Genomic DNA, 25,024 nt, shown 5'->3' on the forward strand with positions numbered 1-25,024 from the left:
TTACTTGTTACAAATTTGATTATAGTTTAGTGGAGCATACTTGAGTACCATATCATGAATGGTGCGTTCCATTCAAACCGTTTTTGTAAGCGATTACCGAAATATTTAGCTTTCTGGCTTGCTGCGGTTGCTTGCCGGGATTGTCATGTTCAGAAAACGTTTTTGGTGAGACAGCGTCAATAAATTTTTTATGGATAAGGGGTTCGCATGACAAAGGATACGATGCTACAGGAACTATTAAACTTGGAAGCCCAGTTGAAAGAAATCACCCATGGCCTTCGGCAGATTGACGGCACGTGGAGTGAGCATTTTGACCCGGCTGATCCGGACGATATGTATGTGTGTTCGACATTCGCCAAAGTGGAAGACGAGCTTGCCGCCGTCCGCCGCCTGATTCAAGGCATTGAGGCACGAGTGATTGCCCAAGGCACACTGATAAAGAACGCTGATGGACAGTATGCCATCGGAAACACAGGTATCATGTTAACTGCGGGTTCTGCCGTCGAGGTCTTGTTCCGCAGTTCGGAGCAGGATGCCGAATGGATTGAAAGCGGTGTCGAATTGTGCGGTGATGAGTATGCATTAACGAGTTTTCCAAGACTTGACTTAGAGGGTTTAACGGTAAGGGTCAAGCAGTACCCCTCCGAATAGAGAGCGGTGCGGTGTATAACACGCTCACGTTTGTCACGAGAAGATCGGATGTGCTAGAATGGCAGCAGCTTTAAGCACTGGAAACGAGGGGGCAGCGTGAGTGGAAGTTATGTTAACTCAAGTAAACACCGAAGAGGAGATTGCAGCACTGGCTGATCTGGCCTATGGGATTTGGCACGAATACTTTATCAGCATCATTACACGGGATCAAATCAACTACATGGTCGACAAATTTCAATCGGTTCCTGCGATAACCGACCAAATTCAACATCAAGGATACGAGTATTACTTTATCAATGTTGACGGGGCCCATGCTGGATATATCGGAGTCAAGCAGGGAGAGGGCAAGCTGTTCCTGAGCAAATTGTACATTGCCAAGGAATACAGGGGGCATGGGTACGCAAGCCGGGCTATGGAGTTCCTGACAACTCTATGCAAAGATCGGAGCTTAAGCGCCATCTGGCTTACCGTGAACCGGCATAACGACTCGACGATTGCGGTATATGAGAAAAAAGGGTTTAAAACCGTGCGCACGCAAGTGGCCGATATCGGAAACGGTTTTGTCATGGACGATTATGTGATGGAAAAGCCGATCGTTTAAAACGAATGAAAGCACCCTACGGGTGCTTTTTTGCTGTTCACAGCGTCTTGATATACCAGGCGTCACAGGCAAAATGCTCGGTCGCACTCAGCGGCTTGTCCATCGGAATAAACCCGTGCTTGAGATAAAATTTGTTGGCCGCCGTCATGTTGTGGAATGTTTCCAGGTAGCACTGCTCGTAATGCTCTTTGGCAAAATCGAGTGCCACCCGCAGCAGCTCCGCCGCGATCCCCGTTCCCCTGGCTTCTTGGCAGGCGTACATTTTCTGCAGCTCGCAAATGTGCGGGAAACCTGGCACAGGTCCAATGCCGCATCCGGCGGCAATACGGCCCTCATCTTCGGCCACCCAATATTTTGATCCTTCAGGGCGATATACGTGATAAAAGTTACCTAAATCGGGATCGGCCCAGGCGGTTCCGGGCTTGTTCGCACCAAACTCAATCAAGCATGTCCGGATTAGCTGCTCGACCGGCTTATTGTCTTTTTCCTCGATTTCTCGGATGATCATGATGACAACCTCCAATACTGAAAACCAATCTACCGTACTATCATACGACCTAACTAGAGATTCTGTATACCCCGCTAAAAAGAGTGGATCAGAATTTTGAATTAGCAATCGAATTTATTAATCCCTACTTGTTGAATCGGATTTAGAATGATAAAGTGCTGTCATATATCCAAGTAAACGGGTAGGAAAATATTATTTTGGCTTGTCGGCATCATTTGATTTCTAAAGGGAGGCAGAGCATATGGCGGAGACTTTGCTAAACATCACGGCGCTGAGTAAAAGCTTTGATACAGCCAAAGGACGTGTTGAAGCACTGCACAAAGTGGATTTGAACATCCGGGAAGGAGAGTTCATTACGGTCATCGGTCCGAGCGGCTGCGGGAAAAGCACGCTGCTGCGCATCATCGCCGGGCTGGACGGACAGTATTCCGGCACCATCACACTAGCCGGCCAGAACATTACGGGACCGGGAATCGACAAAGGATTTATTTTTCAGGAGCATCGTCTATTTCCTTGGCTGACGGTGGAGAAAAATATTGCTGCGGATTTGTCACTGCGTGATCCCGAGGTTCGGCGCAAGGTCGATGAACTCATCGAACTGGTCAAACTTGGGGGCTTCGAAAAAGCCTATCCCAAGGAGCTGTCCGGAGGGATGGCCCAACGGGTGGCGATCGCAAGGGCGCTGCTGCGCAATCCCCGGGTGCTGCTGCTGGATGAACCGTTTGGTGCACTGGACGCCTTCACCAGAGCGCATATGCAGGATGTGCTGCTGGATATTTGGCGCAGAAATCAGACGACGATGATTTTTGTCACCCATGACATTGATGAAGCCGTATTTCTGGCCAACCGGGTCGTCATTCTCAAGCCGCGGCCAGGTCAAATCAAAAACATCGTGCCGATTGATCTTCCCTATCCCCGGAAGAAAACGACGTCATCCTTTCAAGAGCTTCGGCTCCGCGTACTTAAGCTGCTGGATTCCCTGGATGAGTTAGAGCTTACGGATGGGGCCGGTATATAAAAATTGTTGTACTCATGTCAGAAAGGCAGGTGATTGTATGAGTCACGAAATTTCAGCAGCAGGACCCTCCCTAAGAGCAGGCTTCGGAAGGTGGAAGCTTCTCGGGCTGGGACTGATTCTGCCGGGAGCCGTCCTTGTTTTGTGGCAGATCTTCGGACAGCTGGGGTATATATCCGATTTGCTGTTTCCGACACCTCTCGTCATTCTGAAAGCCTTTGTCGGCCTCGCCCAGTCCGGTGATTTATGGGACCATTTCCGGATCAGCGCCGTGCGGGCGCTTGCAGGATTTGCGCTCGGGGGGAGCTTGGGACTCTTGTTCGGAATGCTGGTCGGTCTGTTTGCGAAAGTCGAAAAGATGCTTGATCCTACGCTTCAAATGATCCGCATGATACCGAGCCTTGCTGTCGTGCCGCTGTTTATTCTTTGGTTCGGAATTGGCGAGGAATCCAAAATTCTGTTGATCGCCAAAGGGGCCTTCTTCCCACTCTATATCAATACTTATCTCGGTATCCGTAATGTGGATAACAAATGGTTCGAAGTGACCCGTGTGCTCGGGTACAGTCGTATCCAGCAGATCAGAAGGCTGGTGATCCCGGCGGCGCTTCCTAACATTCTCCTGGGGATCCGGTTATCGATCGGGTTATCGTGGCTGGGTCTGGTGGTAGCCGAATTGATTGCTTCGACTTCCGGGGTCGGTTATATGATGTCCGATGCCCGCCAGTTTGCCGATACACCGGTCGTTTTCGTAGGCATTATCGTGTTTGCGGCCGCGGGACTCATTACGGATTATATCGTTCGGCTGGCGGAACGCAGGTTGTTAAGGTGGAAGGAAAGCTATAACAGGTAAGGAGGTATTCAAATGAGCCTGCAAAGCGAAATGCCGATACCGCAAACAACGGTTAAACAAGATCGTGATATCCATTCGCCTCCACATTCAAATCCCGCGGCTGGGGAGGCTGCAGTTAAGGTTACAGCGGATATCGTACAAACGAACAGGCAGCCGAGGAGCTCCAAGAGATGGTGGGCCGATCTGTTGTGGGCATCTATTATACCGGTTGTGGTGGTGGTGTTATGGCAATGGGCAGGCGGCGCAGGCTGGATATCGCCCGAATTTATGCCTACGCCGTGGGTCATTCTGAAATCGTTGATTCATCTCATTGCCTCGGGTGATCTTGCCTACCAGATTGGAGTGAGTTTACAGCGTACGCTCCTCGGATTTGCGATCGGAGGGCTGCTTGGACTGGTGTTCGGATGTTTTACCGGTATGTTCCGCAAGGCGGAGTATTTGCTCGATCCCAGCATCCAGGTGCTGCGGCTGGTTCCACATTTGGCCATCGCGCCCTTGATCATATTGTGGTTTGGCTTTGGCGAAACCTCCAAGATAGCCATCATCATTTCCGGTTCTTTTTTTCCCATGTATATCAATACATACGCTGGGATTCGCCAAGTGGACGGTAAATGGTTCGAAGTGGGCAGGGTGCTCGAATTCAAGCCGTATCAACGCTTCACGCGGCTGATTGTTCCTGGGGCACTGCCGAGCATCCTGCTTGGCGTCAGATTGTCGCTGGCTGTATCGTGGATCAGCCTTGTCGTTGCGGAACTCGTAGGTTCTACGGCCGGGATCGGTTTTATGATCAATGAAGCCAAGCAAAACTCGGATACCCCGGTTATTTTTGTCGGTATTCTGATCTTCGCGATTGTAGGCAAGCTGATCGATTCGCTGGTTCGCCTGCTGGAGCGCAGGTGGCTTCATTGGCGTGATTCCTATCGTGGTTAAATCCAATTCCGAAAAAATAGGAGGCGTGGCAAATGGCAATTCAGGAACAGGCGCAGCATTTGAAAACGGACGTATTGGTGATCGGCGGGGGACCGGCGGGTACTTGGGCCGCCGTAACGGCAGCCGCCAAGGGAGCCAGAGTGGTGCTGGCCGATAAAGGATATTGCGGATCCAGCGGGGCAACGGCGCCTTCAGGCACAGGAGTGTGGTATGTGAAGCCGGATGAACGGCTGAGGGAAGAAGCCAAAGCCAGCCGCTATGACATGGGCGGAAGACTGGCGGAACACCGCTGGATGAACCGGGTGCTTGACCGCACTTATGCCAATATGAACCAGTTGGCAGGCTGGGGGTACCCGTTCCCGCTGGATGACGAGGGCAATCAGCACCGGCGCAGCCTGCAGGGGCCTGAATATATGCGCCTCATGCGCAAGGTGGTCAGGAAGGCGGGCGTGACGATTCTGGACCACAGCCCGGCGCTGGAGCTGCTGGCCGACGAGCATGGCGTGGGAGGTGCTGCAGGAGTCAATACGCAGACGGGTATCCCGTGGACGGTGGAGGCCGGAGCGGTTGTGATCGCCACAGGCGGCTGCGCCTTTCTCAGCAAAGCGCTCGGCTGCAACGTCCTCACAGGCGACGGATATCTAATGGCCGCTGAGGCCGGGGCAAATCTTTCCGGCATGGAATTTTCCAACGCTTACGCGATTTGCCCGACATTCTCGTCCGTGACGAAGACGGCTTATTACAGCTATGCCAGCTTCTATTATGAAGACGGCACGATTGTTGAAGGAGCCGGTTCCAAGCGGGGGCGTTCCGTGATTGCTCGTAATCTTATGGAGGGCCGGCAGGTCTACGCCGTCCTCGATCAGGCGCCAGAGCATTTGAAGCCGCTGCTCCGGGTGGGCCAGACCAACTTCTTCTTGCCGTTCGACCGCCGCGGCATCGATCCGTTTACGGACCCGTTCCCGGTTACGCTTCGCCTGGAAGGGACGGTCCGTGGGACCGGAGGCATCCGGCTTGCGGATGAGTTCTGCGCAACCGATGTGCCAGGGCTCTATGCTGCAGGAGACGCTGCCACCCGGGAGCTGATTTGCGGCGGGTTTACCGGAGGAGGGAGCCACAATGCAGCTTGGGCTATGTCCTCCGGCTCCTTCGCCGGAGAAGGTGCGGCGGCCTACGTCAAGAAGCTGGGTGCTCATGATGGAAGCCGCAATTTAGAGCGAAAGTCTACCCAGCCCATCGTGGAGGAAGGCAAAGGCAGCGTTAAACCAAGCCGGGCAGCGGAATGGGTGCAGGCCGTTCAGGATGAGGTCAAACCTTATGACCGCAACCTGTTCCGGACCGGCGAGGTGATGACCCAGTCTTTGAACAGGCTGAACGGCTTATGGAACGAGCAGCGGGAACAGGCTATTGAGCACACGGTGGATGGCGTCAAAGCTAGGGAAGCGGCCGCGATGACGGCAACGGCCCGTTGGATGTACACATCCGCCTTGGCCCGGACGGAATCCAGGGGCATGCATAAGCGGAGCGATTTTGCCGGGATGGACGACAATCAGCACTACCGCCTGATCACAGGCGGATTGGACCAATTGTGGGTTCGTCCGGAACAAGTCCGTAAGGAGGTCGTCGTCCATTGATTGAAGTTATCAGTGAAAGCAAATGCATTGCCTGCAATCAATGCGTGTCCGTATGTCCTACCAACGTATTCGATCGCGTTGCTGACGGGATTCCCGTGATCGCCCGGCAAAGCGATTGCCAGACCTGTTTTATGTGCGAGCTGTACTGCCCTGTAGACGCCTTGTATGTCGCCCCGGAATCCGAGTCGGTCATCGGTGTCACGGAAAGCGAGCTGTCAGAACAAGGCCTAATGGGAGGATACCGGGAGAAGGTTGGCTGGGGGAAAGGCCGCAAGCCTGTCGCCAGTCACGAATATATGTATCAGCTGTCGAAGCGGAGCGGATTTTAATTATCGACTGAAGTGGGGGAGCCAATCATGAAGACAACGCATCATAAAAACACCAAACGCGGCCGCTTTTGGAAGTCAGCTGTCATCCTTGCAGGTCTGTTTGCCGTCATCGTGGTTCAGGGCTGCTCGCTGTCCAAGCGCACCGGGGATGCTGCCGAAGCTGCCGCGGATAAGCCGACGGTGCTCAATTATGGCTACATCGGGATCAATAAATTAAATGTGCCGTCAAGCGGAGCTGAAGGCTGGGGATTCCATAAAGGGATTATTCAGGAGGAACTGAAGAAGCACGGGATTACGCAGGTGAACCTGACCGGCTTTCCCAACGGACCCGACCAAACGGAATCATTAGTCAGCGGCCGGCTGGACGCGGGCAGCCTTGGCGATACACCGGCGATCATCGCTTACGCCTCCGGTGCGAAAACACGTTTGATTTCCCAGCCATCGACTTATTCCATCGGGTACTTGTTTGCCAAAAAAGGCGGAGCTAAGTCCATCAAAGATTTGGAAGGCAAAACGATTGCCATTCAAAAGGGATCTTTTATGCACCGCTATGTCGTTGGCCTGCTCAAGCAGGAGGGTGTGAAGGATTATAAGCTGGTTCACATGCTGATTCCCGATGCGCAGGCAGCTTTGGCAAGGGGGGATGTCGACGCGTTGACCAACAATGGCGTGCAGGCGATAAAGCAGATTGACGAAGGTTATCCGCTGCTTGACGATGCCACCAAACATCCCGATCTGATCGGTACGAGTGCTACCGTCGTGTCGGACGCTTTTCTGGCCAAATTCCCCGACTTTCCGAAAATATGGAACGAAGCGCGCAAAAAGGCGCTGGATGACTTAAAGCAGCACGAAGACGAATACTACCAATTTGTCGCGGATGCGCAGGGAACGACTCCGGATATTATCAAGAAGATTAGTCCGATCAGCGAGATCAAGGATACGCCGTTTACCGATGACGGCTTAAAGCTGATTGAAGGAACGAAAGACTTTCTGGTTGAAGAAAAGCTCGCGAAAAAAGATTTTGATATGAACGACTGGGTGCTGAAATAACCACGTACAGGACGATAGGGGGATTGCAGCGGATGGCACCCAAAATGGATATTCAATTAACCACGGATGTACTGGTTCTTGGTGGCGGGCCAGCTGGCGCTTGGGCGGCGTGGAAAGCCGCGTCCAAGGGAGCAAGGGTTGTGCTTGCGGATAAAGGCTTCTTGGGCAGCAGCGGTGCGACGGCACCTGGAGGAACAACCCTGCTGGTGATTCCTCCGGTTGCCGAGCTGCGGGAAGATGCCGTGCAGAGCAGGCTCAAGGCAGGCGGCTATCTGTCGGAGAATGCCTGGATTCACCGGGTTCTGGATGAGGTGGAGACCTATTTGGAAAAAGTCGGAGAATGGGGATATCCCTTTCCGAAAGATCATAACGGGAAGCCGCTCCGCACGCATTTGCACGGCCCCGAATATATGAAGCTGATGCGCCGGGCGGTCCGACAGGCCGGTGTGCGCATATTGGATCAATCCCCTGCGCTGGAGCTGCTGCACGATGCGAATGGCATCGGGGGAGCAAGAGGCGTGAATCGGCTGACGGGCCAAGAATGGGAAGTGCGCTCCAATGCGGTCGTTCTGGCTACCGGCGGCTGCGCGTTTCTGAGCAATGGATTGGGCTGCAACGTACTTACCGGCGAGGGACTGCTAATGGCCGCCGAAACGGGAGCCGAGCTTTCCGGGATGGAATTCAGCCGCCAATATGCGCCAAGCGCCGCCTTTGGCAGTGTGACCCGGGGGAGAATGCTGGCTTGGTCTACGCTATATGATCAAGAAGGACGCGTGATCGGCCGGGGAGACCGCGCCTTCGGCAGTCTGCAGCAGCATCTCCTGAAAGGACCGGTGTACGCCTCGATCAATTTGGCCGACACAGAGGAGAAGCGGCGGTTTCTTCGTCACGCGCATCCGATCTTCTTTATGCCGCTCGAGCGCGCAGGCATCGATCCGTTCCGGGATAAGTTTCCGCTCACGCTCCGGTACGAAGGGACGATGCGCGGGACGGGCGGGCTGCGGCTCACCGGGAACGACTGCCGCACGAGCGTTCCGGGTTTATACGCAGCGGGCGATGCCGCCTCGCGAGAGAAAGTAACAGGCGCCATTTCAGGCGGAGGAGCGTATAACGCTTCCTGGGCGATATGCAGCGGAAACTGGGCGGGTGAAGGTGCTGCGGAGTATGCATTATCCCAATCCGGGGATGCCTGTAAGCGGGATCTGACGCCGGCAGGACGATACGGCTTGGTGCAGCACTCCGACGCCGACCGGCTGATGGACGTCCCGGAAATCATCTCGGCCGTTCAGCGCGAGGTGTTTCCCTTGTCGATTAACTTTTTCCGTAGCGAACCGGTCATCAGGGCGTCTCTCGACCGTTTGCACGGGCTTGTTCCTTTTTTGCATGACAGTGTATCTGACGATCACCGTCATCGTGTGCGTGCCCGGGAAGCAGCAGGCATGGTGGCTACGGCGAGATGGATGTACTCGGCCGCCCTTGCGCGCAAAGAGAGCCGCGGGCTGCATGCCTTTGCGGAATACCCCCAGCTGGATCCCCGCCAGACCCACCGTCTCGTGGTGTCGGGGGTCGACCGAATCCACATCCGGGCGGAAAAGGTCCCTCATGCGTCCGAACTCACGCCGGAGGAGGGGATGGTCTTATGATCGAGCTGGTCAGCCAGGAGCGGTGCATCGGTTGTTCCATTTGCGTAAAGGTCTGTCCAACCAACGTGTTTGATATGCAGGATGGACAGCTTGTGATCGCCAGGCAGGAAGACTGCCAGACATGCTTTATGTGCGAAGCGTATTGTCCCGTTGATGCTTTGTATGTTGCGCCTTATGCGGACCGATCCGTGGAGGTTAGCGAGGAGGCGTTGTTGCACCAAGGAATGCTCGGCAGCTGGAGGGCAGAAATCGGATGGACGACAGGCAGTCAAACGACGATGGCCGCCCGGGATACTACGCCGTTTTTTGAGCAATTTACGAAAACCCATCGGCCAAAGGAAAGCTAATGTAACGTACTGAAGCATATGGATGTGTAAAGCCACCCTGATTTCAAACAAGGGTGGCTTTTTTGGCGTGCGGATCGGCTGCCGGCGGATGGGTGAGTTACAAATTTGTTTTTAAAAGTCCTCAGTTTTCCCTCAAATGTTGAGCCTTTAAATATTTCTTTGGTGCAAGGTAACACACAATCACAAATTTCTCCTAATTATCTATTGCGCTATAGAGTAAAATAAATTACTATACAAAGTAAGGAGGTGCTAAAAAATGGATGAGGAGTTACAGCTTAACGTTCCGCTGCTGCGCCGACGCGTACCCAATCTAACGACGGCGGCACGGGAGGCTGGTCTAAGAGCGGCAACGGTTTCCAATCTATGTACAGGTAAAATCCCCGTCGGCCGCGCTGAAGTAAGGACGTTGGTGGCTCTTGCTTCTTTGGCGGGATGCAGTCTTGATGAACTCATAATTAGAGGGAGTGGTGTTCGTATGATCGAGACAGGTGTAAAAGCGTTGGATTTGCTCGCCCCGGTAGTTCGCGGGGGAACGGTTGGATTTGTGGCACGGCCGAACATGGGGCAGCTCGTTATGCTCGCAGAGCTGATGCTTCGCATGAAGAAACGGGGATTCGCAACCGTGTTTTGGGACCCGCAATCGGATATTTCGGGCGTCGAGCTGGTTCAGGAGCAATCCGAGTTTTCCCATTCGGCCAAAGAAGACGTTTATCAGCAAATCGTGCAGCTGCGCGGGGAAAAAGATATCCTCCTCGGCGTTGATCGGAGCAAAGTTTTATCCGGCGAGTTATTATCCTTGCGAGATCGTCTTAAAGAGGTGGGAGCCCGGCCCATCACGATCGCCCTCGTAGATATTAAGTGTGAAGCGGCTGACGACGATAATGCGTATGGACCTTTGGATACCCTTTGGAGATTTGACACCGATCTAATCAGCAGGGGCATTTATCCGGCAATCGATCCGATCGGGTCGACCTCGACCGTTCTAGAGGGAGCACATCTGGATGCCGTTCATCTGACCACCCAGCAAGCGGCACGGAAACTGCTCCGCCGTTACAGAGAGCTGAGATCGCTGGTGACCGTACTGGGCACAGAAAAGATTTCCGATAGTGATTTGCAGCTGTACCAACGGGGTGAAAGGCTCGAAGCTTATCTTGCACAGCCTTTCTACGTATCCGAGCCCTATACCAAGAAACCGGGTGAATGGTTGACGCTTTATGATACACTGGCTGATGTGAAGCGGATCTTGGACGGCGAAATGGATACAACCGAGCCTTCCGAATTGTTTTTTAAAGGGCGGCTGGAAGTCACCAGCTGAAGCGGGATGATTGAGATCTGGTAAACGGTTGCATAGGGCCGGTCCAGCTGACCGGCTCTTACGAACCGTATCGAATGGTTATCGAAAGAGGTGAACGGCTTGATTCGCGGCGTCATACTCGAAGGTTTATCCACAACTGGGAAAACATCCGTATTATCTGCATTAAAAAGAGTACATAGTTTAAGTTCGCATGCCGAGCGAACGATGATCGCGCTAAGTGAACATTATTCGCAAATCCTGCATTCCGATCACGGCGTACTGAGGTCCTTGGATCAAAATGAACATATCCAGCTGTTGAATCAGCATATCGCTTATCTTGAACAGCTGCACGGTTGGATTGAATCTCTGGGTCAAACGAAACCGTCTAACGGAATTTTTTTCATATTGGAGAGATTTCATCTTAATCATCGTGCGGCATTCGCAGATCAATCAGAAATTGAGGCTTTGGAACAGCGATTGCTGCGTCTCAATGCAAAATGCGTTTTTTTGACCTTGTCTCCGGAAGCTGTTCCGACCCGATTTGTTGAAAGCCGAGGTGAAGCCTGGCGGTCCTATGTCATGGCGAATCATCCGTCTGCAGACGAAGCTTGCCGTAAGTTTGTTGAGGATCAGGAAAGGCTGCACACATGTATGAAACAATCGCTCATTCCTGCAATGGAAATCAACACCGACGAAGCGGCGTGGGATGATTATGCGAATCAAATTTTGAAGGCGTTGGACGAATAAGCATAATAATACATACCAGGTGAAACAAGCTACAGGCTGCCGAACAACGGTGGCCTGTTTGGGTTATAAAGGGAGTCATTCCTGAACAAAAGGAGATGTGGTGCTTCGCAACGAAGTAATATTATGGAAACGGTATAAAATCGTGGCAGAGAAGAGGATTTTCCAAAGGAGAGAATCGACAATGAAGAAAAAAATAATGGTTATATTCGGCACTCGACCCGAAGCGACGAAAATGTGCCCGGTAATTCAAGAATTGCGCCATCATCATGAATGGTTTGAGACGAAGGTGGTTGTTACCGGCCAGCACCGAGAACAATTATCCCAAGCTCTTTCACATTTTAATATTCAACCCGATGTCGACTTGGCTTTGATGAAAGAGAATCAATCACTGGCTTACTTAACTTCGGCTGCGATTGTTGGACTCGACAACATCATTAATGAGGATAAGCCTGACATGATACTGGTTCATGGAGATACGCAGACTGCGATGTGCGGAAGCTTGACAGCATTTTTTCATAAAATCCCGGTTGGGCATGTCGAAGCAGGCTTACGTTCTCATCAAAAATATTCGCCTTGGCCCGAAGAAGTAAATCGCAGAATTGTCGATGTTATTACAGATTTACTATTTGCGCCGACATCTGTTAGCAAGAACAATTTGAATAGAGAGGGTTATGATTCCGAACATATTTTTATTACCGGTCAAACTGCCGTCGATGCAGCAATTCTAACCAACAAAGCTGATTATAAATTTCATAATGAACAATTAAACGATCTTGTCCAACTTCAAGGAAGATTGATTACTGTAACGGCTCACCGCCGTGAAAATTATGGAGAACCTATGCAGCAAATGTTCAGGGCCATCCGACGTGTGGCTGATGAACATCCAGATGTTCATATCGTTTATCCGGTTCATTTGAGTCCATATGTCCAGGATACCGCATTTACGATGTTGTCCGGTCATGATCGGATCCACTTGCTTGATCCCATTGAATACCCTGATATGATCAATCTGTTATCCCGTTCTCATCTTGTATTAAGTGATTCAGGCGGACTTCAAGAAGAAACACCCGTTTTTAATAAACCTTTGATCCTTATGCGAGATACTACAGAACGGCCAGAGGCTGTTGCGGCGAATGCCGTTTACCTGTCCGGAACCCAAGAGGATTCTATTTTTAACATAGCCAATAAACTATTAACGGACCCGGATCTTTATCATCAGATGGCAAATGCGAGAAACCCATTTGGTGACGGGCTCGCCTCCAAAAGAATCGTACATATTATTGCCCATCATTTCGGATTAACCGACGACCTGCCAGATGAATTCGAGGAGTAAGCCTAATGACTCAATACTACTATATTGCTTCAAGCCGTGAGCTTCCTACCGGCTCATTCGGTAAGAACAAAACGGTAATGACCATTCGGGATTACATTGAAAAAGTGAACCCATCCGCGAAAGATCAGATTGTTATGCAAGCGCTGCTGGAAAAGGACCCGGAGGGGGATCAGCTGATGGATATCTTCGAAACGGAATTGGACGCAGCCGGCTTGTATGTAGCGGGTCCTATGAAATCAGTAGATGCGTCGTGCCCGTTCCGGCAGCCATACATTTATCAGGTAGACCCTGATGGAGGATCTTTCGAAATGAATGACGAGAAGAAGCTGTCTTCGTCTGAATACTACCAATGCAGAAGAAAATGCATAACCGAGCTGTTCCAGTATATGGGACGTCATTTAGAGATTGGTGAAGAGCTGGAGCTGTACTCATGCACCGCATATGGGTGTGAAAGGTTTAGTGACTTACCTAACCAGGATGATCTTGTAATTGATTTGTCCACTTTCCAATTGGAGGACAATTTTGAGTGGAAAGAGCGCCAAATGATACGCGTAAGAAAGTAAAGTGTTTGACGATAAGATATGGGGAAGTATCCATCTGGCCATCGGAAGTGCCCCAAACCAATGCGAACATGCCAATCTGTCCTCCATCCACTGGGATATCGTGCTGAATCAGTGCGGGGAATGGGGTGGCGGCCAGCTTTGGTTTGATGACGTCTTAGTCCGGGAGAACGGTCGATTTGTATTGGATGAGCTTCAGGGTTTAAATCGTGAATAAGGCGGGATAAAGAAATGGATAAAACAAATCTGGCGAAGTCGTATGATATCGATTCACACCGAAGAGCAAACGCGCATCCGGCGGATTGGAAGGTGATCGAGAGGGACAAGTTTCTTAACCACCTGCAGGATTCAGGTAAAAGGAAACTTCTAGAAATCGGTGCCGGAACAGGGATAGACAGCCTTTACTTTAAAGATCATGGTCTAAAGGTAACCAGCATTGATTTATCCAGTGAAATGGTGCGTTACTGTAGAGAAAGAGGGCTGCAGGCGTATGTGATGGATTTCTATCATCTAACATTTGAGGACGATTCGTTTGATGCTGTCTACGCCTTAAACTGTCTGCTGCATGTGCCTAAAAACGAAATAGGCGGCGTGCTGTCGGAAATCAAACGAGTGATGAAGCCTGATGGATTATTTTATATGGGATTATATGGAGGTACAGACTCCGAGGGGGTTTGGGAAAACGACTGGTGTGAGCCAAAACGTTTTTTCGCTTCTTATTCGGATCGTTCCATCCGGGCGCTAACGGGGCAATATTTTAAGGAAATCAGCTTTCAAAACGTTCCTTTAAAAGAGGGTGATCCCTATTTTCAGGGGCTCCTGTTACAGAAATAAAAAATGAAATCCAAGGCGGGCAGTAACTCGGTTCGCAAACATGAAGATACGGAGGTTTCAAATGGTCACAGCGGATATTTTGTCCAAAGCGGCCGCATCGTTTGACTTTGATGTGAATACGCTGGAGTTTGTTAGCCATTCAACGAATGAGGTTTACCGGTTTTCGAAAAACAATGAAATTTATTTCCTGCGGATATCGGTTAAGCCTCTCGCCTACGCTGAAAAGATACACACCGAATTGGAATGGGTTCACGATTTGGTACACCATGGCGTAAACGCCTCTTTGCCGATCTTAACGAAGGATCAACAGCTAACCGCCTTGTATGAAGAAGACGGGCAATGTTTTATTGCCGCTGTTTTTCGCATGGCACCGGGAAAATTCTTCGAGAAAGGCAACCTTCACTTATGGGGGACAGACATCTTTCACGCATGGGGAGAAACCATGGGGAAGATGCACAAGCATTCGAAGTCCTATAAACCTACGGTGAAGGACAGCCAAAGAGATCATTGGAGCAAGAGCGAGTTCAGCAATCCGAATTTGCAGCATGGGAAGTACCGGGTGCTTCTCGAAAAATTACAAAGCCTTGAAGAACAAATCGATTCGCTCCCTCGGGAGGACAATGCTTATGGGCTGATCCACCATGATTTTCATCCCTACAATTTCATGATCGACGGAGATACGATTACCGTATTTGATTTTGACGACTGCATTTATGGCTGGTATGCGCTGGACATTGCCATTGCGGCAGCACATGCGGTTTGGTGGGGGTCCCCTGGAGAAGACCGGAAGTCAAAAAATGAATTTGCCCGGAGATTTTTGGATGATTTTATTGCGGGGTACTTCAAGCATCATCCGTTGGACTCTCATTGGATTCAGCGGATTCCTTTGTTTATGGATTACCGAAATATATGTTCCTTCTTCTGGTGGCTGCAGGATTGGGATGGAGATGAAAGTAAACTGAATGATTTTCAGAAGAATGCAATAACAGAGGCGGTGAAAATCATCGCGGATGGCCGCTCCTTTGACGGCTGTGAGATTGAAATGTAGCGTTACCAATTTCAAAGCGTCAGGGCCGGGCTCCTGAATGACCTTCACTGCATGGAAAGGGGAATACGCATGAATCGGAAGAATAGCATCTTTGCTGCAGCGTGTACCGGGATCGCTCTGTTGTTGTTCTTTATTGTGATCATGTACAACAATCCCCAAACCAGAGGCCGAGTATCTCTTGAAAAGCAATTGAACACGATCATTGCTAACCACGCTGTTGACCAAATCAAGTCCCTTTCGCAAAATGAACAGACTTATCAGTTTTTGGCACGCCTGAGTCCGACGATTCAATGCAAAAGAACATCCGATATCCAAGGGATGAATCGTGATTATCAATATTATTATGTCACAACTCTAGACGACAGAAAAGTTGACGTGTATGTCCGTAAAGGCGACTGGAAGGTCACGGGTATTCATTTGCAGTAAACCTTTGGATTCAGGATCAGCGATAGATCGGTTACCTTCAGGTACAAGATTAAACGATAAGCAAAAGCCGGAGATTCCCGCTGAAGGAATTCCGGCTTTGTTTTGCTACTTTGATTCATGCTTAGGACGTGAGTTCCTTCAAGATCTGTTTCGGCAGAATCCCCGATTCCTGGAATACGAGCTTGCCATCTTTGAATATAAGGGTGGTCGGTATGCTCATAATCTGAAATTGGGAAGAGGTCACCGGGTTATCATCTACATTCACTTTAATCACGTTAACCGAACCGCTTGTTTCCCTTTCGAAATCCTCCAGAATGGGAGCAAATATTTTACAAGGACCGCACCATGATGCCCAAAAATTCACAACCGTTACGCCTTCTGTCTGCATCATATTTTTAAACGTTGCGTCTGTTGCATGTTGGATCGCCATCGTTATCTTCCTTTCAATAATAGATTTCCCGACTCAAATCTCTCTGGTGTACATGTTCTGATCCTGCAGTCGAATCAGTACCTTGCCAAAACGCCCGCCCTGTTGGAAGGTTACTTGTCCAGACGGATATGCTTGGTCCAGATAGTCTGCAACGATTGTTTGGTTGCGCTCATCGACTGGAAGACCATGTCTGCGAAGCCAGCTCATCATCTCCTGCAGCGCTTCTTCCTTCGACATCTCCACCGTTTTCGTTTCCCGGGTGACCAGGGACTCATAGGCATAGCCTTTGAGATACAGCAAATGGAGCAAATATCCCATTTCCGCTGGTTTGGACTTGTAAGGTTCGCCGGTGACGAGCGGCCAGATTTCGTTGACCAGACTATGTTCTGCGGACGAAACAGGCAGACTGATATAACAGAATTTTCGGGCACATTGGAGCACTTTCTCTACGCTCTCCCAGTCGCGAATGACCGGACACATCGAAACGAAGACGAGATCGAAAGCCTGGCTCAAGCCATTGGCTTGAACGTCGATTTCCTCAAACGGTACGGACATAATCTTTAATTGGCCTTCGTCAAACTTGGCTATGTTTTCTCGCAGCAATTCAACTTGTGGTGGAGAGGACTCGACGGCCGTCACACGGGCTCCCCGCTCTGCAAACGGCACCGAAAATACGCCCGAAGCGGCGCCGATGTCCAGCACAGAGGCATTCTTAAATGATACCCCTTGTCCCTCAATCCAGTTCAGGATCCGATTGGTTCGTTTTCTTCCCTCCGGGCTAAATGACTGCTCATGGAAAGCCTTGGCTTTATGATCAAAGTCTCGAGAAGGGTCGATGCCGGCCTGTTTGGACCTGTTTATATAGGTGTCGGGATCTTCTCTCCACGCTTTTTCCCAGCGGGCTTCATTAAAAAAATCGCTCATGATCTTTTAAACCTCCATAGATCTGTTATATCCATAATTGGAACAAAAAAATAAATTTGTCTGTATGTTTAAAACATAAAGGCTCTTGCTTGACCGAAAACATCGTAAACCCACACCAAAGTACTTATAGAGAAGATGGATGGTTCAAGAGAGATCCTCCTTTCTGTTCAACAATATTATAGATCTTTAATATCCATAATAGTGTATACTCCAGGGATTTGCAATGCCTTCTTCAGAAAAATTCATTGTATAGCTGTTCATATCCCTTCATAATTTTGATACGAGAGACTAAGATCTTAATTAAAGAACGTTAATGTTTGACAAAGGAGGAGTCATTCGATGTACAAGGCTATAGTTAATGATGATACATACATTTCGATTCTGGAAGACAGGCATGCTAACGAGCTTTATCATTTAATTGACAGCAGTCGTGAATCTATACGGCAGTGGCTGCAGTTTCCTGATCTTACATATAAAGTCGAGGACACAAGAGCCTTTATAAGCAGGTCATTAAAAAGATTCGCCAATAACGATGGGTACTGGGCTGGGATATGGTATAAGGAACAGATTGCAGGGTCTATAGGTTTTCTAGGTATCGATTGGGAAGCGGGTCGAACAGAAATAGGCTACTGGCTAGGCTCATCATTTGAGGGGAAAGGTTTAATGACTTCTGCATGCAGAACGTTTGTCGCTCATGCATTCTATGATCTGCGGCTTCGTAAAGTCGAGATCGGCGCAGCTGCAGGCAATATCAGGAGCCGAGCGATTCCGGAACGATTGGGCTTCACGCAGGAAGGGATTATCCGGAATTACGAACGTTTACATGACCAATATTTAGACAGAGTCATTTACGGTCTTACGCAACAGGAGTGGTTAGACCAGCAAGCCATGTCCTAATTGGCTATCTGATCATTGGTAACCACCAAAACGAATATAAACGAATGTTACCAAACAACTGAAACGTAAAATGGTAAAATCAACCTGTTGGAGAAGTGTTACAGATCATTAAAAAGTGAGGTTCGTGAATGACACTGATTGAAGTCCGCCAACAGGGCATTGCCAAGCATTTGCTGCACCAGGCGCTGACCTACCTCAAAAAAATCGGATGTGAGTGTGCCGTACTGCAGGTTGAAACGGTCAATTCATCGGCTTTATCCTTGTATCAAGCCGTGGGGTTTAGAGAGGTATCGGAGGAAGTACGGTATGAACGGGACTTCTAACCGCTTAAAAACAATCAGGCAGCCGGATCGTTTTGTCGACCGGCTGCCTGATTCGTCCTTCGGATGGTTAATTTATTTATTCATCGTATCATCCAAGCCGGGCTGTGGGGCGAACCACCAGCTCGTTCACATCGACGTCCGCCGGCTGCTCGATCGCATAGGCGATGGCTCGGGCAATAGCGGAAGCAGGAAGAGCGTTACGCCGGTACGTTTTCATAAATTCCCTTGCCCCGTCATCCGTAATGCTCTCAGCGAGCTCGGATTCCGTTACGCCGGGAGAAACGAGCGTTACCCGAATGTCTGCATCAATTTCCTGCCGCAAACCTTCCGTGATGGCGCGAACGGCGTATTTGGTTGCACAGTATACCGCCGCCGTCGGCGTGACCGAATAAGCCCCGATGGAAGCCACGTTAATCATATGGCCGGATTGCTGCTCCTTCATCACGGGTAGACCGGCGGCAATACCGTGCAGAACCCCGCGGATATTGACGTCGATCATCCGGTTCCATTCGTCGATTTTCAAAGCTTCCAACGGTGATAGCGGCATCACGCCGGCATTGTTCACGATGACATCGACCCGTCCGAATCGGCTCTGCGCCAAGCGGATGATGGACTGCATTTGCTCGATATTCGTCACATCCAGCTGTTGATATAAGGCGGACCCTCCTTCTGCCTCAATGAGGGAAGCCAGTGCTTCCAGTTTTTCTACGCGTCTGGCTCCCATGACGACATGGGCGCCCCGGCTGGCGAGAAGCTTCGCTGTAGCTTCGCCGATCCCGCTGCTTGCACCTGTAATCACAACGACTTTTCCATTGATTTGGGACATTGAACATTTCTCCTTTGGATTTGATTTATGCTAAGTTGCTCGATTCGAACTCTTGTGATGAAAAAGGGGCATCTCCCCGCTAATTTTCACGATAGAGAATCATGCCGGCGTGGTAGAGCACCGAATCGCGGAAGTCGCCGTCCGCTGTAAACCCTGTATCATCCACATATTCGATATGGTCGCCTACAATGGTGTACCTGCCTTGATAAGCGCTCTTCCGATTACCGCGCGCTTCGTCATACCGCCCGTTCGGCAGCAGCTCATGCCGGATGTGACCGTCTTTTGTTACCCACATGCCGACATACGGATGGGATTGTTCGTTTTGTGCAGTCATTGAATATTCTCCTTTCCTTTGCGAAAGCCGGATTGAATCCTGCCTTGTCATCGTTTTCTACAGTTATGTGATCCGGACCATGTTTCGCATTTCTTACATGTTCATTATCGTTCCTTCGGGAAGAGGGACGGTAGCCGGATCATACAAGATGATTGCCTAATCCTCCAGAAGCGGATAAAGTTAAGCTAATCATATAGATCAAAGGGGGAAGAAGAGGATGGATGAATGGTTCGAGAAACAAAGAAATGAACTGCTCCGGATCATCGAGAAGTTCACACCGGAGGACGGTACGCATGAGACAGAAGTTCCCGGTTTGCGCTTCATTCGCTCTTCCCGGTTATCCGAACCGGTATATTCTGTCTATGAACCTTCCCTTTGCGTTGTGGCGCAGGGTTCCAAGGTGGTCATGCTGGGACAAGAGGTGTATCAGTACGACCCGAGCAGCTATTTAACCGCTTCAGTCCAATTACCGATCACAGGGCAAGTGATGGAGGCATCGAATGAAACGCCGTATTTAAGCTTGCAGATCCTTTTTGATATGAACCAAATTCTTGATGTGATTCAAGCATCCGATGATGCCATCCGAGCTGGGAATGAGACCAGCCGGGGGTTGAAGGTAAGCCAGCTCAACGATACGCTTCTGGATGCCGTGCTGCGGCTTGTGAAACTGGTCGAAACACCGCGCGATATTCCGGTGCTTGCGCCTTATGCCATGCGGGAAATTATTTACCGGGTGCTTCAGAACGAGCACAGCGCATCTCTGATGCAATTTGCCGTGATCGGAAGCCACGCACAGCGAATCGCGGGGGTGGTTGAGAAGATTAACCGCGATTTTGCCCTTCCTCTTCGCGTAGAAGAATTGGCTGCGGAGGCCCGTATGAGCACTTCGTCTTTGTACGATTATTTCAAGGAAGTCACAGGGATGAGTCCGATCCAGTACCAAAAGCAGATCCGTTTGCAAGAGGCGCGCAGGCTGCTCTTCTCCGAATCGATCGATGCGGCGGAAGCTGCGTTTCAGGTCGGATACGAGAGTCCGTCGCATTTTAGCAGGGAATATGCGCGGATGTTTGGGATGCCGCCGGTCCGGGACCTACGCCGATTGCGGAGCACGATGGTTGACGAAATGACGATTTCGGCAAAAATCAAATGAAAGGAAATGAATTTATGGATTTTAAGTTGTGCCTTATTCCTTATGAAGATAAGACACTGCTGTACAATCTCATACAGCTATACCGCTACGACAGCAGTGAGTTTGATGGGCATGTGCTGAACAGGCACGGTCAATACTTATACAAATACATGGATCATCAATGGACAGATGAATATCGGAGGCCCTTCATGGTCTCTGTGGACGGGGAAATCGCAGGATTTGTTCTGGTCAGTCTGGATGTACCGCAGGAGTATATGAAATTAAGCAAGGCTGAGAAAACAAATTTAATCAGCGATTTTTTTATCATGAGAAAATACAGGCGGAGAGGGGTAGGTAAAAAAGCTGCCTATACCCTACTCGAGGAGTTCAAAGGGACATGGGAGATCAGGCAAACGGTTGGCAACAAGCCGGCATATGCTTTTTGGAAACATGTGATTTCAGAGTATAATCAACACGATCGTTATTGCGAAGAATTTCTTCAAAACGAGCAGTGGCATGGTCCGGTCTTTGTCTTTAATTCTGATACAGACGAGTCTGATGAAATACAGTGACATGAGATATAAGTGTAATCAAAATAACAAGTTGTTGGCTTGCAGATCGTAAGGGTTTAACAATACTTTTATCGTCATGTTGACATATCGGGAATTATCGATATAATAAAACTCATGAAACCACTTGAACCCACTGAAGTGTTTAAAGCATTGTCCAATGAAGCGCGTTTGCAAATTTTAGAGTGGTTGAAAGATCCTCAAGCCCATTTTGGCCCCCAGGGAGGGGTGGAACTGATCGAAGTTGGGGTCTGCGTAAGCCAAATTACAGCCAAGCTGAACATGACTCAATCGACCACATCCCAGTATTTGTCCGTGCTGCAGCGGGCAGGTCTGATCCATGCAACCCGAATTGGTAAGTGGACCTATTACAAAAGGGATGAAGAAGCGATTCAGGCCATCGCCTCGTACATCCAGAAAGACCTGTAATGATAGAGACTGGATTCAATTCAATGAATTCAGTTTTTATATACATAACAAATCGATAATTCGAGATATGTAAATATAAAATTTTATTTTTATCCAATACATCGACATATCTCGAATTGTGATTAAATGATAAGGAGATGTTTTCATTGACCAACCCTTCCATCTTGACCAACGATACGCATTCCAGCCAAACTAACCGATCCTCGAGGACCGCCACGCTTGTGATTGTTGCTCATCCCGATCTGGAGCATTCCCGGATCAACAGGCGACTGGCGGAAGAGCTGGAGCGGCGGGGCAATGTGACCGTACATCGGCTGTATGAAGCCTATCCGGACGAAAAGATCGATATTGCAAGCGAGCAGGCGCTGCTTCTGGCGCACGACCGAATCGTGCTTCAATTTCCTTTTTTCTGGTACAGCTCGCCTTCACTGCTGAAGAAATGGATGGATGAAGTGTTCGAGTTTGGATGGGCCCATGGACCAGGCGGGGTCAAGCTGAATGGAAAAGAGCTAATCATCGCCATCTCTTCCGGAGGTTCTCCGAGCATGTACCAAGCCGGCGGCTTTCACAATTACTCTTATGGCGAGCTGCTCCGTCCGTTCCAACAGACGGCAAACCTGACCGGGATGATCTATCGGTCGCCGTTTGTTATTGGCCGAATCCGCGAAGTCAGCGATGAGCAGCTGGAGAAGTATGCCGCAGAATACGCGGACTATGTAGAAGGCGAGAAAGTCTTATCAGGCACAACAAGTGCTTAACACGGTAAAAGATTAGTTCTCACGCATAAGTTAAAGCCCCTTCAAGGAGCCAAGCGCTGCTGTGAAGGGGCTTCTTTCGTTTAGCTGGTAGAACTTCCGCTATGAGGCACATTTTCGCTCGAATGCAATCCGTTTTACAAGGAAGCCGGCTATTGTACCGCTTTTTGCTGGCTCGTAATCGTTCCCAGGTGGATAGCTTCGTGCATCAAGGCGAAGTTGAACAACTCGGCAGCGGTCGTGAATTCAAAGGGTCCCAACACGAACGGGGACTTCAGATCCTGCTGAAGCATATCCGGCGTAATCTCCGAAATCTGGGACAGCTGATTGGCAAGCTGCTGCACCAATTCTTCTTGGGATGGCGGAGTAATCGTCCAGTCGGCCGGCTTTGTACCGCTGTTGAACAACGTTTCGTAGGATGCCGGAATAGTCGACGCTGAACCGAAGCACAGCTGCTGATAACGATCGAGCCAAAATACGATATGCCCGACGTTCCAGCGGATCGTATTTCGAAAACCTGCTGGCGTAATATCGAAGAGCGATTCCGGTATGCCCTGAACTTGACCGATCACCAGTTGATGCAGCACCTTGCCCGTATTCACGATAGATTGTGTACTCATTTGTAATTCCTCCTTAGTGGTTTGTGGGGTGGTTTATTTCGTTCTTGTTACCAAGTTTACCGGTCCAGACCATAAGCAACAATCACGTAATTCCGATGGTATGAATCGTTTTCACTAATGGATCTTTCATCGTATGGGAAATTCTTCCGTCCTCCGTTATACTGGATATAGAACTTAACATGGCAGCATACGAACCAATGGGAAGGAGACGTCCATGGAACTTCGACAGCTTGAATACTTTGCCGCGATATGTAAAGAAATGCATTTCTCTCGGGCCGCCGAAAATCTCTGCACGACACAGTCGAATTTGAGCCAGCAAATCAAGTTTCTGGAAAAAGAGCTGGGGATGCCTCTGTTTGACCGGATCGGCAAAAAGATTGCTTTAACCGATGCCGGCCGGATCCTGCTCGAACAGAGCCAGCTGATCTTTGAAAGGGTGGATTACATTCAAGGGGCCATCTCGGATCTGAAAAAAATGGAGGGCGGCAAGCTGGACATCGGCATTTTGCCAGGGGATGGGGACCTGCTGTTTGACGCGCTGCTGCTTGATTTTCACCGAGCTTACCCCAAACTGTCCATTTCGGTCAGCGAAACGACGAACGTATATGAAGAGGTTTTGGCCGGGAACAGAGACTTGGGCGTCACGACGATGCCTGAGCGGCCCGACGACCGTATGGCCATTATCCCGCTGTTTCATGAGGAGTTTGCGCTTGCCGTCCGATCGGACCATCCTGCTGCTCGATTAAAAGCCATCCCCTTTGAACAGCTGAAGGAGCTGGATATGGTCACATTCGGCCCCGATCACCAGATCACGAAGCTAATTCGATCCTGCTGCCAGGAAAAAGGGATGGAGCTGCATCACGCGATGGTGACCTCGACGCTTTCGACGCTTCTCTCTATGGTAGAGCAGGGAATTGGAGCATGCATTCTTCCCCGGTTGCTGCTCGACAACCTTGGCCGGGAACAAATCACTGCAGTCACGCTTCTGCATCCAACGCCGAGCCAGGAGATCTGCATCATTTACCGGACGGATAAATATTTGGGGAAGGCAGGCCGCATATTCATTGAGGCATTACAAGCTTACATAGAGCGTGTAATTGAAAGCGCAAACCGTTCGCTTGGTTAAAAGGGTCATGAAATGAAGTAGATTATAAAAGAGGAGAGACGACATATGCGCATCCAACTGGACTGTTTTCCTAACGGTGTGAACAAGGCGGTGACGCTCAGCTTTGACGACGGGCGGGACCATGACCGCAAATTAGTCGGTCTGCTGAACGACTATGGCCTCAAAGGGACGTTTCATCTGAACAGCGGGAATCTCGGCAAAGCAGGATATATTGACAAAACGGAAGTCGTGGCATTGTTTGAGGGGCAAGAGGTTTCGGTTCATACGGTGGACCATCCCTTTCTGGAACAGACGCCCCCGGATCAAGTGCTGGAGCAGGTGGTGGAAGACCGCAAGGCATTGGAGGAGCTCGTCAACTATCCGGTCAAAGGGATGAGCTATCCGTTTGGCACCTACAGCGATCAGGTTGTGAACATACTGCGGTCCATCGGTATCGAATATGCCCGTACGGTGAACAGTCATGGCGGCTTTCATAAGCCGGACGACTGGCTCCGCTGGCATCCGACCTGCCATCATAAGCAAATGGTTGAATACGCCGATCAATGGATTCCTATGCAGCAAAGATATTCGAAAATGTCGCTTTTTTACGTCTGGGGACACAGCTATGAATTCGATAACGACAATAACTGGGACTTGGTAGAGCGGTTCGGTGAGATGATCGGCGGCAGGGACGACACTTGGTACGCGACGAATGCGGAAATTTACGCCTATTGCAAGGCCGTGGAAGGACTCCGGTACTCTGCCGATTCACGCCTCATTCATAATCCGTCGGCCCTATCGGTATGGGTCAGCGTAGATGGGGACCCAATCGAAGTCCGCTCCGGAGAAATCGTACGTTTATAAACTGACCATATTAGTCAGA

Annotated in this window: 31 protein-coding genes; 25 read left to right on the forward strand and 6 right to left on the reverse strand. The window is 50.0% G+C overall.

The genetic code is table 11. The annotated features are described in order from the left end of the window. Window positions 1-207 precede the first annotated feature (207 nt). Both GCU45_RS32050 and GCU45_RS32055 read left to right on the forward strand, forming a co-directional pair. On the forward strand, window positions 208-651 hold the full coding sequence (locus GCU45_RS32050; protein WP_152404082.1) for a DUF5348 domain-containing protein: 444 nt from the start codon (window positions 208-210) through the stop codon (window positions 649-651). Between the two features lie 109 nt (window positions 652-760). Further along, the gene (locus GCU45_RS32055) at window positions 761-1,252 is read left to right on the forward strand and encodes a GNAT family N-acetyltransferase (protein WP_425281322.1); all 492 of its coding nucleotides are present in this window, start codon (window positions 761-763) and stop codon (window positions 1,250-1,252) included. 37 nt (window positions 1,253-1,289) lie between these two features. Here GCU45_RS32055 and GCU45_RS32060 read toward each other — a convergent pair whose 3' ends face one another. Beyond that, window positions 1,290-1,760 carry a GNAT family N-acetyltransferase gene (locus GCU45_RS32060; RefSeq protein ID WP_152404086.1) on the reverse strand — a complete coding sequence of 157 codons (471 nt, stop codon included), beginning with the start codon at window positions 1,758-1,760 and terminating at the stop codon, window positions 1,290-1,292. Window positions 1,761-2,001: 241 nt separating this feature from the next. On the opposite strand from GCU45_RS32060, the gene GCU45_RS32065 reads away from it, so the two are divergent. The 15 genes from GCU45_RS32065 (at window position 2,002) to GCU45_RS32140 (ending at window position 15,800) form a co-directional block, all read left to right on the forward strand. Continuing rightward, window positions 2,002-2,778, forward strand: a complete 777-nt coding sequence (locus tag GCU45_RS32065; RefSeq protein WP_152404088.1) for an ABC transporter ATP-binding protein — start codon at window positions 2,002-2,004, stop codon at window positions 2,776-2,778. 37 nt (window positions 2,779-2,815) lie between these two features. After that, the gene (locus GCU45_RS32070) at window positions 2,816-3,625 is read left to right on the forward strand and encodes an ABC transporter permease (protein WP_152404090.1); all 810 of its coding nucleotides are present in this window, start codon (window positions 2,816-2,818) and stop codon (window positions 3,623-3,625) included. Between the two features lie 12 nt (window positions 3,626-3,637). Then, window positions 3,638-4,555 carry an ABC transporter permease gene (locus GCU45_RS32075; RefSeq protein ID WP_152404091.1) on the forward strand — a complete coding sequence of 306 codons (918 nt, stop codon included), beginning with the start codon at window positions 3,638-3,640 and terminating at the stop codon, window positions 4,553-4,555. A gap of 32 nt (window positions 4,556-4,587) precedes the next feature. Next, window positions 4,588-6,189, forward strand: a complete 1,602-nt coding sequence (locus GCU45_RS32080) for an FAD-dependent oxidoreductase (RefSeq protein WP_152404093.1) — start codon at window positions 4,588-4,590, stop codon at window positions 6,187-6,189. Further along, window positions 6,186-6,518 (forward strand): 4Fe-4S dicluster domain-containing protein, encoded by a 333-nt coding sequence (locus tag GCU45_RS32085; protein ID WP_076166160.1) that lies wholly within the window; start codon window positions 6,186-6,188, stop codon window positions 6,516-6,518. Before GCU45_RS32080 ends, GCU45_RS32085 begins: the two co-directional genes overlap by 4 nt. Before the next feature lie 27 nt (window positions 6,519-6,545). Beyond that, window positions 6,546-7,568, forward strand: a complete 1,023-nt coding sequence (locus tag GCU45_RS32090; RefSeq protein ID WP_152404094.1) for an ABC transporter substrate-binding protein — start codon at window positions 6,546-6,548, stop codon at window positions 7,566-7,568. Between the two features lie 32 nt (window positions 7,569-7,600). Next, a complete protein-coding gene (locus GCU45_RS32095; RefSeq protein WP_152404096.1) occupies window positions 7,601-9,211 on the forward strand; it encodes an FAD-dependent oxidoreductase in 1,611 nt (536 codons plus the stop codon). After that, entirely contained in the window at window positions 9,208-9,558 is a 351-nt protein-coding gene (locus GCU45_RS32100; RefSeq protein ID WP_152404098.1) for a 4Fe-4S dicluster domain-containing protein, read from the forward strand. The genes GCU45_RS32095 and GCU45_RS32100 overlap by 4 nt, the downstream gene beginning before the upstream one ends. A gap of 256 nt (window positions 9,559-9,814) precedes the next feature. Beyond that, window positions 9,815-10,873 (forward strand): ATP synthase beta subunit C-terminal domain-containing protein, encoded by a 1,059-nt coding sequence (locus GCU45_RS32105; RefSeq protein WP_152404100.1) that lies wholly within the window; start codon window positions 9,815-9,817, stop codon window positions 10,871-10,873. Window positions 10,874-10,972: 99 nt separating this feature from the next. Further along, window positions 10,973-11,599 (forward strand): hypothetical protein, encoded by a 627-nt coding sequence (locus GCU45_RS32110; protein WP_152404102.1) that lies wholly within the window; start codon window positions 10,973-10,975, stop codon window positions 11,597-11,599. A 181-nt stretch (window positions 11,600-11,780) separates the two neighbouring features. Continuing rightward, window positions 11,781-12,932 (forward strand): non-hydrolyzing UDP-N-acetylglucosamine 2-epimerase, encoded by a 1,152-nt coding sequence (wecB, locus tag GCU45_RS32115; RefSeq protein WP_152404104.1) that lies wholly within the window; start codon window positions 11,781-11,783, stop codon window positions 12,930-12,932. Window positions 12,933-12,937: 5 nt separating this feature from the next. Next, the gene (locus tag GCU45_RS32120) at window positions 12,938-13,495 is read left to right on the forward strand and encodes a hypothetical protein (RefSeq protein WP_152404106.1); all 558 of its coding nucleotides are present in this window, start codon (window positions 12,938-12,940) and stop codon (window positions 13,493-13,495) included. A gap of 228 nt (window positions 13,496-13,723) precedes the next feature. Then, window positions 13,724-14,326 (forward strand): class I SAM-dependent methyltransferase, encoded by a 603-nt coding sequence (locus GCU45_RS32130; RefSeq protein WP_152404108.1) that lies wholly within the window; start codon window positions 13,724-13,726, stop codon window positions 14,324-14,326. A gap of 61 nt (window positions 14,327-14,387) precedes the next feature. Beyond that, window positions 14,388-15,374 carry a phosphotransferase enzyme family protein gene (locus tag GCU45_RS32135; RefSeq protein ID WP_167527304.1) on the forward strand — a complete coding sequence of 329 codons (987 nt, stop codon included), beginning with the start codon at window positions 14,388-14,390 and terminating at the stop codon, window positions 15,372-15,374. A gap of 69 nt (window positions 15,375-15,443) precedes the next feature. Continuing rightward, window positions 15,444-15,800: a hypothetical protein gene (locus GCU45_RS32140; RefSeq protein WP_152404112.1), complete on the forward strand. Its 357-nt coding sequence runs from the start codon at window positions 15,444-15,446 to the stop codon at window positions 15,798-15,800. Window positions 15,801-15,921: 121 nt separating this feature from the next. Here GCU45_RS32140 and trxA read toward each other — a convergent pair whose 3' ends face one another. Continuing rightward, a complete protein-coding gene (gene trxA / locus GCU45_RS32145) occupies window positions 15,922-16,230 on the reverse strand; it encodes a thioredoxin (RefSeq protein ID WP_152404114.1) in 309 nt (102 codons plus the stop codon). A 33-nt stretch (window positions 16,231-16,263) separates the two neighbouring features. Then, window positions 16,264-17,154, reverse strand: a complete 891-nt coding sequence (locus GCU45_RS32150; protein ID WP_152404116.1) for a class I SAM-dependent methyltransferase — start codon at window positions 17,152-17,154, stop codon at window positions 16,264-16,266. A 339-nt stretch (window positions 17,155-17,493) separates the two neighbouring features. On the opposite strand from GCU45_RS32150, the gene GCU45_RS32155 reads away from it, so the two are divergent. Beyond that, window positions 17,494-18,051 (forward strand): GNAT family N-acetyltransferase, encoded by a 558-nt coding sequence (locus tag GCU45_RS32155; RefSeq protein WP_152404118.1) that lies wholly within the window; start codon window positions 17,494-17,496, stop codon window positions 18,049-18,051. Between the two features lie 128 nt (window positions 18,052-18,179). Then, window positions 18,180-18,374, forward strand: a complete 195-nt coding sequence (locus GCU45_RS32160; RefSeq protein WP_152404119.1) for a GNAT family N-acetyltransferase — start codon at window positions 18,180-18,182, stop codon at window positions 18,372-18,374. An 88-nt stretch (window positions 18,375-18,462) separates the two neighbouring features. Here the strand turns inward: GCU45_RS32160 and GCU45_RS32165 are convergent, their stop codons facing one another. Together GCU45_RS32165 and GCU45_RS32170 are read right to left on the reverse strand one after the other, a co-directional pair. Then, the gene (locus GCU45_RS32165; protein ID WP_152404121.1) at window positions 18,463-19,200 is read right to left on the reverse strand and encodes an SDR family oxidoreductase; all 738 of its coding nucleotides are present in this window, start codon (window positions 19,198-19,200) and stop codon (window positions 18,463-18,465) included. 79 nt (window positions 19,201-19,279) lie between these two features. Then, entirely contained in the window at window positions 19,280-19,534 is a 255-nt protein-coding gene (locus tag GCU45_RS32170; protein ID WP_152404123.1) for an Atu4866 domain-containing protein, read from the reverse strand. 217 nt (window positions 19,535-19,751) lie between these two features. Between GCU45_RS32170 and GCU45_RS32175 the strand changes: the two genes are divergently transcribed. The 4 genes from GCU45_RS32175 to GCU45_RS32190 all read left to right on the forward strand — a co-directional run bounded on the left by GCU45_RS32175 (window position 19,752) and on the right by GCU45_RS32190 (window position 22,419). Beyond that, entirely contained in the window at window positions 19,752-20,684 is a 933-nt protein-coding gene (locus tag GCU45_RS32175; RefSeq protein ID WP_152404125.1) for an AraC family transcriptional regulator, read from the forward strand. A gap of 14 nt (window positions 20,685-20,698) precedes the next feature. Next, entirely contained in the window at window positions 20,699-21,235 is a 537-nt protein-coding gene (locus GCU45_RS32180) for a GNAT family N-acetyltransferase (RefSeq protein WP_152404127.1), read from the forward strand. 114 nt (window positions 21,236-21,349) lie between these two features. Further along, window positions 21,350-21,661, forward strand: coding sequence for an ArsR/SmtB family transcription factor (locus GCU45_RS32185; protein WP_152404130.1), 312 nt, complete (start codon window positions 21,350-21,352; stop codon window positions 21,659-21,661). Between the two features lie 146 nt (window positions 21,662-21,807). Further along, window positions 21,808-22,419, forward strand: a complete 612-nt coding sequence (locus GCU45_RS32190; RefSeq protein ID WP_341874567.1) for an NAD(P)H-dependent oxidoreductase — start codon at window positions 21,808-21,810, stop codon at window positions 22,417-22,419. 149 nt (window positions 22,420-22,568) lie between these two features. Here GCU45_RS32190 and GCU45_RS32195 read toward each other — a convergent pair whose 3' ends face one another. Then, a complete protein-coding gene (locus tag GCU45_RS32195) occupies window positions 22,569-23,036 on the reverse strand; it encodes a DinB family protein (RefSeq protein ID WP_152404134.1) in 468 nt (155 codons plus the stop codon). A gap of 214 nt (window positions 23,037-23,250) precedes the next feature. Between GCU45_RS32195 and GCU45_RS32200 the strand changes: the two genes are divergently transcribed. After that, window positions 23,251-24,162 carry a LysR family transcriptional regulator gene (locus GCU45_RS32200; RefSeq protein ID WP_152404137.1) on the forward strand — a complete coding sequence of 304 codons (912 nt, stop codon included), beginning with the start codon at window positions 23,251-23,253 and terminating at the stop codon, window positions 24,160-24,162. Window positions 24,163-24,207: 45 nt separating this feature from the next. Beyond that, complete coding sequence (locus GCU45_RS32205; RefSeq protein ID WP_152404139.1) at window positions 24,208-25,005, forward strand: polysaccharide deacetylase family protein; 798 nt, start codon at window positions 24,208-24,210, stop codon at window positions 25,003-25,005. Window positions 25,006-25,024 lie beyond the last annotated feature (19 nt).

The sequence above is a fragment of the Paenibacillus cellulositrophicus genome (genome assembly GCF_009363095.1).
GTDB classification, from domain to species: domain Bacteria; phylum Bacillota; class Bacilli; order Paenibacillales; family Paenibacillaceae; genus Paenibacillus_AQ; species Paenibacillus_AQ favisporus.